Origin of the sequence: Mesorhizobium sp. YC-39 (assembly GCF_025753795.1) — a bacterium.
Lineage (GTDB): Bacteria > Pseudomonadota > Alphaproteobacteria > Rhizobiales > Rhizobiaceae > Mesorhizobium.
In genome coordinates this window covers 729,659-741,375 of sequence record NZ_JAOWPS010000001.1, presented here as the reverse complement: position 1 = coordinate 741,375, position 11,717 = coordinate 729,659, and the positions used below count along the sequence as shown (strand labels likewise).

Genomic DNA, 11,717 nt, shown 5'->3' with positions numbered 1-11,717 from the left:
GGCGCCCAGAGAGCGTCCTGCTATTACTACTGCTGCAGGCCAGTGATCATCGCGATGATCTCGTTCTTGTCGGTCTTCGCGGTCTCACGCACGCCGATCTGCTTGCCGCGTCTCAGAACACAGATGCGATCGGAGAGTTTGAACACCTGATCGAGGCTATGGCTGATGATGAGCACACCGACATTGCGCATCTTCAGGGACTGAACGATCGCCTCTACCCTGGCCGTTTCGGCGACGCCGAGCGCCGCGGTCGGTTCGTCAAGCAGGATCAGCTTGCTCGCCCAATGCGTGGCCCGGGCGATCGCAACGCCCTGGCGCTGGCCGCCTGAGAGGTCGCGGATCGTAGCGTGGGCGGAAGGAATGCGCACATCCAGCTCCTTCACCAGCTTTTCCGTCTCCTCGATCATACGGCGGCGATCGAGCAGCCCGAACCGGTTCAGCGGCTCGCGACCGAGGAACATGTTCATGTAGACCGTCTGCTGGTCGGCAAGCGCCAGGTCCTGATAAACGACCTCGATGCCGTGGGCACGTCCCATGGTGGCATTCGACATCGTCACCGGCTTGCCTTCGATGGCGATCGTACCGGACGAGGGCGGGTGAACGCCCGAGACGATCTTGACCAGCGTCGACTTGCCGGCACCATTGTCGCCGACCAGGGCGACGATCTCGCCCGGAAAAACCTCAAGCGAAAAATTCTCGATCGCGGTGATGCCGCCGAATGTCTTGCGGATGTCCTGCAATTGCAGAACGGGGGCGGACGCGCTCATCGTTCTCCTCCTAAACCGGCCAGGCGTAAGGTTCGCCGAAGCCGTTCTCGATCGTTTCCACGGTAGGCTTGCCCTTCGAAATGCCGGAGACGCCGACGATATAGGCGCGGGTGACGAAAGCCTGGCCGCGAAAACCGAACACGGCGCTGTCGCCCGGTTTCGGCGCATTCGCGCCGGCGGTGTCGATCATGGCGTAGTAGTCGATCGCCGAGGGCGGTGGCACCTCGACGCTGCGCAGTGCTGAGGCCGCCGTCGTTGGCTCAGCCGAGACGATTGCCTTCACGTCGTAATCAGGGAAGATCGGGTCGATGTAGAAGCCGCCGCCCAGGCAATATGCCTTGCCGCCCGATAGATGCGAGACCTCTGTGAGGTAGAGCACCGCCGGCAGTTCCGGCAGGTCTTCCATCACATGCAGCGCCGTGGTGCCATGCAACCCGTTGCCGGGCTCGCACTGTGTAGCACCGGCCTCGGCGAGCGCTGACAACATGACACTGGAGGTGGTGCCCGGCGCGTTGATCTCGATCCCCTTGCGCCCCGCCCTGGCCAAGGCCTCGGCCGCCTTGGCCAGCGTCGCCAGATTGGGCGTCGGCAGCACTTTTCTGGTGGCATGGTCGAAGAGCAATGCAGGGAATGTGGTGATGCCAGCGAAGCGGCCGCCCTCAAACGCATCGACCCGGTCGGCGACATCAACGATGTCGGCGGCATCGAAGCCGCCTTCATGGCCGCGATAGAAGATGTCGCCCTCGGCCGCGATGCGGGCCAGCAGATTCTGCACGTAGCCGGCGGCCTTGGCGCCTGCGACCGCTTCTTCGGCCTTGGTTTCGTTGTAGACAGTCCAGTAGTCCGGCTTAAAGGTCTTTGCCGCGGCATTCGCCTCGAATTTGGCGATCTGCTGGAGATGGCCGAGATGACCAAGCTTCATGCCTGCCTTGTGCGTGGCGCGCGCGCAGGCCATGTCGACGGCGACTGCCCGGTCGATGCCGCCGCGCATCACCGCGCGGCAGAACGAGCTCGAGCGTCCGACCTGCTTGGTCATGGCGAAGATCTCGAGGCCGTTGCGGTCGGCCTCGTCCTTGAGGCTTCTCGCATTGGTCTCGACTGTGTCGAGGTCGAGTACATAGGCATTGGCTGGCAACTTGCCTTGCTGGTGCAGCCCGATCGCTGCCTCGATGAAGGCTGGGTTGCGGCGGCGCAGAACGTCGAGAAACATGGGGTGCCTTCCTTCAGCGGTTCTTTTCGCGCAGCGACACGGCGACTGCGGCGAGAATAATCAGGCCACGCACGATCATCTGGTCGGAGACCGAGAGGCCCATCAGGATCAGGCCGTTGTTCAGCATGCCCATCATGAGCGAGCCGACCAGCGCCCCGACGATCGACCCCTTGCCGCCATTGAGCAGCGTGCCGCCGACGATGACGGCGGCGATCACCGTCATCAGGTCGGTTTCGCCGAGCGTGTATTTCGCCGCCTGCAGGCGGCCGGCATAGAGCAGCCCGGCAAGGCCGGCGAGGCCACCGCTGATCGTCAGCACGGCGAGCCTGATCCTGGGCACGCTGATGCCTGACACGCTCGCGGCGCGGGCGTTGTCGCCGGTTGCCAGCACATGCGCGCCAAAGCGGGTCTCGCGGAACACCAGGTGGCCGATGGCGACAGCAATCACCGTCCACCAGATCAGCGAGGGGACACCGAGCAGCGAGCCGGAGCCGAAGAAGCCGGTGAAGGCCTCGTTGGTCACAGAGATTGAACGCAGGTCGGTCATCGAGCGGGAGACACCGGCGAACAGGCCGAGCGTGGCCAAGGTCACCAAGAAGGACGGCAGCCTGACATAGGCGACCAATATACCGTTGATGACGCCAATGAGCAGGCCGGCGCCGAGGCCGGCGACAATTCCTGCCGTCATGCCGTAAGCGCTGATGGTGACCGCGGCGGCAAGCGCGGCCACCGCCACGATCGAGCCGATCGAAAGGTCGATCTCACCGGCCGACATGACGAAGACCAATCCGACAGCCATGATGGTCACGGGTGTTGTCTGCAGCACGATATTCGACAGGTTACGAACGGTGAGGAAGCCACTGTCCCTCAGCACGATGGCGAAGAAGAGAAAGATCGCCAGAAAGCCGAGATAGACAACATATTGCTGCAGATTGAAGCGGCTGGCGAAGCTGCCACCGGCACTGATGTTGGCGTTGGACATGGTCATCCTCCGATGGTGAGCGCTTCGCCTTTGCCTCGGACCTATTTCATGGCGTCCGTGATAGCCTCGGGCACGTCCTTGTTGAGCGATTTCTTCCAACCTTCCTTCACTGTGTCCTTGGTCACGGCGATGGAATCGACAGCATAGAACGGTTCGGCCTTCACGCCGACGAGCGAGCCGGCCGAAGCGCGGGCCAGCGTCACGCCGATGGAGTAGGCCTCGTCGGCCACCAGCGCCGCGATGTTGCCGCCCTTGACCATGTCGAGCGCGGCGGGTTCGTTGAGGTCGAGCGTGACGATCTTGGTGTGGCTATTGCCGGCGGCGCGCAACGCGGATAGCACGCTCAAGGCAGGTTCGGCCCAGGTGACGTAGATACCGTCGAGGTCGGGGTGCTGGGTGATCATCGCCTGGGCGATGTCCTCGCTGCGCGCCGGGTCGGCCATGCCGGCCTCGGCGGTGATCTTCATGTCCGGATAATCCTGCTCGATGGTCTTCTTGAAGGCCCCGTCGCGCTGATTGGTGACGTAGAAGTCGGCATCATGGAAGATATAGCCGACCTTGCCTTTCTTGCCGAGCGCCTCGGCCATGGCAATGCCGGCCTTGCTGCCCATCTGGAACAGATCGTCGGAGACGATGGTGACGTAATCCTGGCCCTGCTTGTAGCCGGCCGGGCTATTGTCGACGAAGCCCAGCTTTACGCCGGCCTGCCGGGCCGGATCATAGACCGAGGCGGCGGTTGCCGGGTCGACCGGCAGCGACAGGATGATCGATGGCTTCTTGGCCATCACCGTCTCGACATCCGACTTCTGGCGGGAAGCGTCGAAACCGGCGTCGGTCTGCGCCACCACCTCGATGCCGAGCCGCTTGAACTCATCGCGCGCGCCGCTGTTGACGGCGTTGGTGTATTCGCTCATCTCGTGCCAGACGAGCGCCGCCGTGAACTTGCCGTCCTTGATCTGCTGTTCCTCGGCCGCGGTTAGCGTCAGCGTGCTCGCCGGCACCGGCTTTTCGCCATTCGGTCCGGTGGTGACGCCTTCGGCGGCGAAGGCGTGGACAGCAAACAGGCTCGCCAATGCGGTCATGATGCCCAATGTCTTGCGCATGTCATTTCCCCTTTTGTTATGGTTGAGAAAGCTCCGGCGCGGCCCGCCGCGCCGGAGCGGGTGGCCTACTTTGCCGCGTCGAGCACCGACTGCGGCGCGTCGCGGTTGAGCGAATCTTTCCAGCCCTGGGCGACATTGTCCTTGGTCACGGTGAGGGCCGGAGCGACGACGAAAGCCGGCGTCTCTTGGCCGAGCAGCGACTTCATGCCGGCGGCGGCCATGGCGCGGCCGAGCTCATAGGCCTTGTCGGCGACGAGAGCGGCGACATTGCCGCCCTTGACCATGTCGAGCCCCACCGGTTCCGCGAGATCGAGCGTGACGATCTTGGTTTTGGTGTTGCCGGAGCCGCGCAGCGCCGAAAGCACGCCGTCCGCCGGCTCGGCCCAGGTCACGTAGATACCGTCGAGGTCTGGATGCTGCAACAGCATGGCGTTCGCCAGTTCCTCGGCCCGGGCCGGATCGGAGATGCCTTGCTCGGCGACGATCTTGATGTCGGGATAGTCCTTCTCGATGGTGGTCTTGAAGGCCTGGTCGCGCTGGTTGGTGACGTAGTATGTGGCGTCGTGGAAGATGTAGCCCACCTTGCCCTTGCCGCCGATCGCCTTGGCCATCGCGTCGGCGGCCTGCTTGCCCATCTGGAACAGGTCGTCGGTGACGATGGAGGCGTAGTCGGTGCCTTGCTTGTAGTCCTTGGGCAGGTTGGACAGGAACACCAGCTTGATTCCATCCTTGACCGCCTGGCGGAAGGCCTCGGCCGAAGTGACCGGATCGAGCGGCAGTGACAGGATCACGTTCGGCTTGGCGGCCAGTGCCGTCTCGATGTCGCTGCGCTGGCGAGCGGCATCGAACTGGGCGTCGGTCTTGACCACGATGGCGATACCGGCGCGGGCGAATTCATCGGTGGCGCCGGCGGTCACCGCGTTGGTGAAGTCGGACGATGTGTGCCACAGAAGTGCGGCCTTGTAACCCTTGTCCTTCAGTGCCGTGATATCGGTATCGGTCAGCGCCACGCTGGAGCTCGGCGTGGCGGCTTCGCCCTGGGGGCCGACCGTCTGGGCCGAAGCCGCAGTGGCGGCGATCATCAGGCCGCCAGCGAGTGTGGCGGCAAGTATTTTCTGTATCAGCATCTCAGTTCTCCCATTTCTGCTTCGTTGATCATTCAGTCGGCCCTGCCGCAGTAGCGGGCCATGAAAGCGGCGAAGCCGACGATGCCTGCGAGGTATTCCTCGACATCGACGTGCTCTTCGAAAGTGTGGCAGTTTCTGATATCGCCGGGCGCGCAATAGACCGCCGGAATGCCCAGCCGATTGACGAAGAACGGCGATTCCGACCAGAAGGGCGCCCCTTCGATGACGCCGCGTCCCGTCATCGCCTCGGCCATTGCATTGGACAGCAGGCCGACCTCGGTCGTGGTTTCGTCGATTTCGGCCGCGGTGCCGCCGAGTGGATGGTCGCGACCGGCAGGATAAGCGAACTCGACCCTGATTTCCGGATCGGTGATAGCACCGCGTACGGCGGCTTCGATTTCGGTGGCGGCCGTATCAAGCGATTCACCCGGCAGCAGCTTGCGGATAAGCGACAGCGTGCAGCGTTCCGGCACGGCGATATAGCCGCCACCGGTGAGGCCGGTGATGAGCAGGAAACCGCGCCCGACAAGCTTGTGCTCAGAGCGGGCGGCCACCTCATCCGAATGCTCCCACAATGCCGTCATGGCGGCGTGCGCGGCGCGCAAGGCATCCTTGCCAAGTTCCGGCACGCCGAAATAGGCTGATTTGCCAGTGATGGTGATGTCGGTGATGAAGAAGCCGATCTGCGCCGCATAGACGGCAAGGCGGGTCGGCTCGACATAGACGGTAAAATCAGGCGCGGCGACCTCGCCGGCCTCGATGTGGCCAACGAAATGCTTGATGCCGGCGGAGAGGCCGGTTCCGGGCTGACCGCTCTCTTCATCGCCGACGAAGGCGAATGCCACATCGCCCTCGAGGCGGATGCCGGCCTTGTCGAGAAGCGAGAGTGCTGCAAGCGAGGCAGTGATGCCGGCTTTCAGATCGCCGGAACCGCGGCCCCAGACAGCGCCGTCGATGATCGGTGCGGCGAACGGGTTCTCGCGTTCGGTGCCCTGCCAATGTTCGCGCCAGCCGTCGACATGGACGGTGTCGGTATGGCCGATGAACAGCAGGCGCTTGCCCCGGCCTGCTCCCTTGCGCTCGCCCCATATGTTCGGCCGACCGGGACGGAACTCCGTCCTGTTGACGCTGCTCAGGCCAAGTTCGCGCATCTTGGCTTCGAGAAAGTCGACGAAATTAGCCTCGTTGCCGGTGATGCTCTGGCGGCCGACGGCGCCGCGGAAAAGTGTCAGCGCCTGGTCACGGTCGAGGGCTGCCCGCAGGCGGGCAACGAGATTGTCGGTCATAGCGCAACCTGCTTCAAGGCGGCCGCCTGGGCCGGCGGCAGTGAAATACGGCCATCTGGCGCGTCGACGCCGAACAGGGTGTTGTGCAGTTGGCCAAGACCGATCGCCGCGGCGCCGATGAGTGCTGCCCGTGAGCCCAGTTCGCTCGCCTCCACGGTGACCGGGTAGGGAAAGCACAGCGGAAGCAGAGCCCTTACCCGCGACAGTATCTCCGGCCGCAGGCCGATCGATCCACCCAGAATGATCTTTTCCGGATTCGCGATCGCGGCGATGGCGGCAACGCCCTGTGCCAGATAACGGGCTGTTTCGTCGAGCACGGCATGGGCATCCTTGTCACCCAGCGCCGCATTTTCGAAGATCGCCGGCACGGCAACTTGCTTGCCCGACAGGGACTTGTAGCGCTCGGTCATCGCATGCGTTGCCACCGCCCGCTCGAACGCACCAGTGCGCAGCGATTCCTCAGCGAAAGGATCTGCGCCGATCGGCATGAAGCCGATCTCGCCTGCGGCATGAGTGGCGCCTCGCACCAGATGGCCGCCCAGAATAAGCCCGCTGCCGACGCCGGTACCGAGCGCGATATAGGCCAGATTGTCGATGCCCTGACCCTGTCCGAGCCAGTTCTCTCCGAGTACGGCCAGATTGACGTCGTTTTCGATCATCACGGCGACACCCAAGGCTTTCTCGAACGCGTCAAGCACGTTCATCGTGTCGAAACCGGCGATGTTCGGCGCAAGCAGAATGCGGCCAGTCGATGGGTCCGGAGCGCCGGGTACTCCGACGACCGCAAGGCGGATTTTCCTGCGCGGAATCCGCTGCCTGGCCGCAGCCTGGAAAGCAAGCGCGGTGATCTGATCGACGACGAACTGGCCACCACGAGAATCCGTCGGTGTCGCGGCTTCCGCGAATATCTGGCAGGCAAGATCGGTCAGCGCGACGCGCACCTTGGTCCCGCCCAGATCGACCGCGATGATATAGGCGGCGTCGTGGACCAGCTCGTAAGTGACGGCGGTGCGCCCGACATGGCCGCTGGTGCGGCCAGTTTCCTGGACCCAGCCTTCCTGCTCCAGCCCCCGCACGATTTCCGAGATCGTCTGCTTCGACAGGCCGGTCAGCTTGGAGATGGAGGCACGCGAGATCGGCCCCCCTTGAACGATCGCCTCCATGACGGAGCGCTGTGAGAATTGGCGAGAGATGCGCGGCAGATCACTCACGTCGAACCTCAATTAATTCGTTCTATGACCGAACTTATTTTTCGAAATTGAGTTTGTCAATGATGTCATCCCGGCGTGCTGAGGGCTGCGAAGTCTAACCAGTTTGGATATCTGAGCCTGCTTGGTTTGAGGCATTGGCGCGCTCCGTCATTCCATGCCTCAAACCACAGCAAAATCATTTGCCGACCGGCCGGAACAGAAGGCCCTCCGGGACATTGTGACAGTATCGATCACAATGTCTCACAGGAGGATTTCATGGGACGCGGCATTTTGCTCTGGTTGCTTGGAATTCCGATTCCGATCATTATTCTCATCATGCTTTTCGCGCGATAGGGGGCGTCCATGCAGTCTACCCTATCGGTTGTCGACGGTTCCGTACCGACGGAATCATCCTCTCCCGCCGTCAGTTGGGGGCCGGTCATCGCCGGCGCCTTCGCGGCTTCGACGCTGACCTTCATCCTGATGCTGCTAGGATCCGGCCTCGGGCTGAGCATGGTTTCGCCATGGTCCGGTTCAGGCGCCTCGGTCACCACCTTCGCGGTATCCACCGCGGTCTGGCTGATCGTCGTGCAATGGCTGTCATCGGGCGTCGGCGGCTACCTTGCCGGCCGGCTGCGCACCAAATGGGTGGGTATTCATACCGATGAAGTCTATTTCCGCGACACTGCCCACGGTTTCCTTGCCTGGGCGCTTGCCACGCTGATCGTCATCGGCGTGCTTGGCTCGGCGCTTTCCGCAGCACTTGGCACCGGCGTCCAGGCGGCCTCCACCGTTGCATCGGGTGCCGCAATGGGTGCGTCCGCAGGTGCTTCGGCGAATGCCAGTGGGGCATCAGCCGACAATGCGACATCCTATCTTGTGGATTCGCTGTTCCGCCCGGCCGATGCGAGCAGGCTTGCGGCTGCCAGCCCGAATAGCGATGCTGCAGCACAGGCATCGCGTATCCTGATTGCGAGTGCTGCGGCAGGCGAAATCTCGGCCGACGACAAGACCTATCTGGCACAGCTGGTCGCGGCGCGAACCGGCCTGTCGGAAACCGATGCGCAGGCGCGTGTCGATGCACTGGTCGCCAAGGTGCAGGATACCAAGGTCAAGGCCCAGCAAGCCGCCGACACCGCCAGGAAGGCAAGCGCCACCTTCGCGCTTCTCGGCGCCCTGTCGCTCGTCATCGGTGCCTTTATCGCCAGTGCCGCCGCGGCACTCGGCGGCCGGCAGCGTGACGACGAAGAAGCGGTTCTGATGACCACTCGTTGATCGGCGCCCGAACGGCTTCGATCCTCTTCAATCCACTCCGGACTGATAGTCCGGAGTGGATTGTTTTTGACCTACCCTCCAGCAGGGGTTGTCGGCGGCACCTGGCTGGGCTCCAGTTTGCGGCCGAGATCGACGGCGTCGCGCAGCACGGCAAGATGCGAGCGTGGCGGAGTGCCGACGGATGCGGCGATCTCGACGCCGGTCGCCGCCAGCGACCAGTAGAGCGTATGTGTGAAGATGCGGCCAAGCGAACCGCGCAGCTCGACCTGAATATTCTCCACGCCGGGGCCGAAGTTCTCCGTCATCGGTCCGGAGATCGGGTCGCCCGTCAGCCAGCCATTGCCCGTGTCGAAGATGTTGGTCCAGCGCGTCGCGGCAAACACCGCGCCATGATGCACTGCCCGCAGCCGCTTACCCGAAGGGCTGTGCCCTTCCTCATAGAGCACTGTACCAGCAGCTCCCTCGGCAACCGGCGGGCATGCCGAAAACAGCCGTTCGGCAATGCCGCGCCTGAATTCGGCGAGATTGTAGCTCACCAGAAATTCGCTGTGCGTCAGCGGGCTGCCGAGCGTGACGAAATCGCTGATCTTCCATGGCAGCGGATGATCGGCGTCCCTGACGCGGAGCTGCCGATAGAGTTCCCATTGATCGCGCCGGAACCCGAAAAGGTCATCCAACCTGTCGGGCCACACAGAGCCATCTGACTTGAGCGTGGCGCTGTCGATGGCGCGGATCGCCTTCAGCCTGGCCTTGTCGCGGGCTGCTTCCAGCTTTCGCGGCCTGAAGTCGGCCCACAATATCTGCAGCAGATCATAGGCGATGATCGATCCCAGGCTGTGCGAGACCAGCACGATGCGGTCGTAGGCATCGTCCATCATGAGTCGCTTCAGCAGCGTCAGGCCACGGTCGCGGACAAGTGCCCGCTTCTCGACCGTCGCCGCTTCGGCACGCACATAGGCGGCGACATCGCCGAAATAGGGCAGGCCGAACCGGTCCACCGCCCAGATGACCAACGACGCCAGGATGGTGACGACCATGCCAGTGGTCCAGGAAATACAGCCTTGCCAGGCCGACGTCGCGAGGACGAGCGCCGCGGCGAGGACGGCAATGACGGCCAAAAGCGTGACGACGTAGAGCGCGCGGGCGTCGCGCGGAATGTCGGCGGGCTTGCGCCAGAGCAGGTTTGTCACCCAGGCCGCGAGCCGGCCCCGCGTCGTGCCTTGCGTGATGTCGGCCCAGTAAAGCTCGTAGAAATCGGTGCGGCGGCCATCGACATCGTAAGGGGTAGTGATCCGGCGAAGCTCGTGCGAGTTCGTCCGGCTGTCGGGCGTGATCCAGCTCTGGTTGATCTTCTCAGTCGAGGGGTCGGCCGGATCGGCGACATGGGCATAGAAAGGCGCGCGGGCGGGGTCATGGCTCCAAACAGCCTCGACAAAACCCCTCAGCGTGTCCATGGGCCGCTGTTCGCCCATGCCATGCACGATCACCACCGCCTGGCTAAGCTTGCGTGGCGCCTTGGCGGAGGCCGGTAGACTGGCCTTCCCAGGCGAGTCGATCATGGTCGGCGAAGCGACAGGCTGGGGGCCAGACACCAGTGCCTCCGTTGGTAACAAATCCCGTCCGTCGGAACAGAACTTGGCCATCGTAACGCGGAATCCAGCGCGAGCGCAAAAAGTGTCGCTAATATCTGTCGTAAATCGCCGGCTTCTGCGAGCGAGTTTTGCGACAGGAATCAGTTCAAGAGTTCAACGCTGGTGATTTTGTCGCAACACTTAGGGATTACGCGAATTATTCGACGATGATCACCTTGCCGGTGATCGCGCCTTCCACGCTCTTTGCGTAGGCGAGCCCGACCCTCTTTGATGAAACGGGTTCATGGCCGGGGAACCATTCCCCGTATCTCGGCACAGACACATCCAGCAGGCTAGGGCTCACGACATTGATGCGAAGGCCGCGCGGCATCTCGATCGCCGCGCCAAGAACAAAGCCGCCGAGCGCGCCGTTTGCTGCCGCCGCGCCTGCTCCCATCCTGATAGGATCACGATCGAGCACGCCGCTTGTTAGTGTGAACGAGCCGCCGTCACCGACGTTGCTCAGCCCTGCCAATACAAGATTCACCTGTCCCATGACCTTGTGGCGCAGCCCCAACATGAACGTCTCTTCGGTGAAGTCCGCCAACGGGCCGAAATGAACGTTCCCGGCAGTCGAAATGACGGCATCTACCTTGCCGCATTTGGCGTACATGGCATCGACCGAGGCGCGATCAGCCATATCAACCTGAATATCGCCGCTCGATCGTCCGGCCTTGATGATCTCATGGCGGGAGCCCAGTTCCTCACAGGCTACTTTTCCGATATCGCCTTCAGCGCCGACGACAATAATCCTCATGACACCCCTTCGCCAATTCATCATACCGTTTGAGCTTATAGGCAAGGAGTTCGGCGCAGCGGTCCAAGGCGGTCCGACGCTTTTCCAATTGCGCGGCGTGATCGAGAAGCGCTGCCCTGCGTTGGGATAGCGTTTCGTTGCCCTGCTGGTAAAGCCGCGCAAACTGGCGCATCTGCGCCATGGGCATGCCCGTCTCTCGCAGCGAGGACAGAAGAACAAGCCATTCGATATTTTCGGCCGAGAAGTCTCGCCGCCCGGCGCTTCCGCGACCGATTTTCGGGAGCAATCCCAACTTTTCATAGTAGCGGATGGTGTCGATACTCAATCCGCTTGTAGATGCAGCTTCCGAGATACGCATATCCTGCCTGTAGCCTGTGACGCTGCGTAGG

11 protein-coding genes are annotated in these 11,717 nt (G+C 62.8%); 1 reads left to right on the top strand and 10 read right to left on the bottom strand.

Going from position 1 to position 11,717, the window contains the following annotated elements:
• Nucleotides 1-26: 26 nt before the first annotated feature.
• From OHD62_RS03560 to OHD62_RS03530, 7 genes are all read right to left on the bottom strand, one after another.
• Nucleotides 27-767: an ATP-binding cassette domain-containing protein gene (locus OHD62_RS03560; RefSeq protein ID WP_263780995.1), complete on the bottom strand. Its 741-nt coding sequence runs from the start codon at nucleotides 765-767 to the stop codon at nucleotides 27-29.
• Between the two features lie 10 nt (nucleotides 768-777).
• On the bottom strand, nucleotides 778-1,977 hold the full coding sequence (locus OHD62_RS03555; protein WP_263780994.1) for an alanine racemase: 1,200 nt from the start codon (nucleotides 1,975-1,977) through the stop codon (nucleotides 778-780).
• Nucleotides 1,978-1,990: 13 nt separating this feature from the next.
• A complete protein-coding gene (locus OHD62_RS03550) occupies nucleotides 1,991-2,959 on the bottom strand; it encodes an ABC transporter permease (RefSeq protein ID WP_263780993.1) in 969 nt (322 codons plus the stop codon).
• A gap of 41 nt (nucleotides 2,960-3,000) precedes the next feature.
• Complete coding sequence (locus tag OHD62_RS03545; RefSeq protein ID WP_263780992.1) at nucleotides 3,001-4,062, bottom strand: substrate-binding domain-containing protein; 1,062 nt, start codon at nucleotides 4,060-4,062, stop codon at nucleotides 3,001-3,003.
• 65 nt (nucleotides 4,063-4,127) lie between these two features.
• Nucleotides 4,128-5,189, bottom strand: coding sequence for a substrate-binding domain-containing protein (locus tag OHD62_RS03540; RefSeq protein ID WP_263780990.1), 1,062 nt, complete (start codon nucleotides 5,187-5,189; stop codon nucleotides 4,128-4,130).
• Nucleotides 5,190-5,221: 32 nt separating this feature from the next.
• The gene (locus OHD62_RS03535) at nucleotides 5,222-6,475 is read right to left on the bottom strand and encodes a M20 family metallopeptidase (protein ID WP_263780989.1); all 1,254 of its coding nucleotides are present in this window, start codon (nucleotides 6,473-6,475) and stop codon (nucleotides 5,222-5,224) included.
• Nucleotides 6,472-7,686, bottom strand: a complete 1,215-nt coding sequence (locus OHD62_RS03530) for an ROK family transcriptional regulator (protein WP_263780988.1) — start codon at nucleotides 7,684-7,686, stop codon at nucleotides 6,472-6,474. The genes OHD62_RS03535 and OHD62_RS03530 overlap by 4 nt, the downstream gene beginning before the upstream one ends.
• A 342-nt stretch (nucleotides 7,687-8,028) precedes the next feature.
• On the opposite strand from OHD62_RS03530, the gene OHD62_RS03525 reads away from it, so the two are divergent.
• Nucleotides 8,029-8,940 (top strand): hypothetical protein, encoded by a 912-nt coding sequence (locus OHD62_RS03525; RefSeq protein WP_263780987.1) that lies wholly within the window; start codon nucleotides 8,029-8,031, stop codon nucleotides 8,938-8,940.
• A gap of 71 nt (nucleotides 8,941-9,011) precedes the next feature.
• Here the strand turns inward: OHD62_RS03525 and OHD62_RS03520 are convergent, their stop codons facing one another.
• The 3 genes from OHD62_RS03520 to OHD62_RS03510 all read right to left on the bottom strand — a co-directional run bounded on the left by OHD62_RS03520 (nucleotide 9,012) and on the right by OHD62_RS03510 (nucleotide 11,686).
• The gene (locus OHD62_RS03520) at nucleotides 9,012-10,532 is read right to left on the bottom strand and encodes a hypothetical protein (RefSeq protein ID WP_263780986.1); all 1,521 of its coding nucleotides are present in this window, start codon (nucleotides 10,530-10,532) and stop codon (nucleotides 9,012-9,014) included.
• A 196-nt stretch (nucleotides 10,533-10,728) separates the two neighbouring features.
• Nucleotides 10,729-11,328, bottom strand: a complete 600-nt coding sequence (locus OHD62_RS03515) for a short chain dehydrogenase (RefSeq protein ID WP_263780985.1) — start codon at nucleotides 11,326-11,328, stop codon at nucleotides 10,729-10,731.
• Nucleotides 11,303-11,686, bottom strand: coding sequence for a MerR family transcriptional regulator (locus OHD62_RS03510; protein ID WP_263780984.1), 384 nt, complete (start codon nucleotides 11,684-11,686; stop codon nucleotides 11,303-11,305). Before OHD62_RS03510 ends, OHD62_RS03515 begins: the two co-directional genes overlap by 26 nt.
• Nucleotides 11,687-11,717 lie beyond the last annotated feature (31 nt).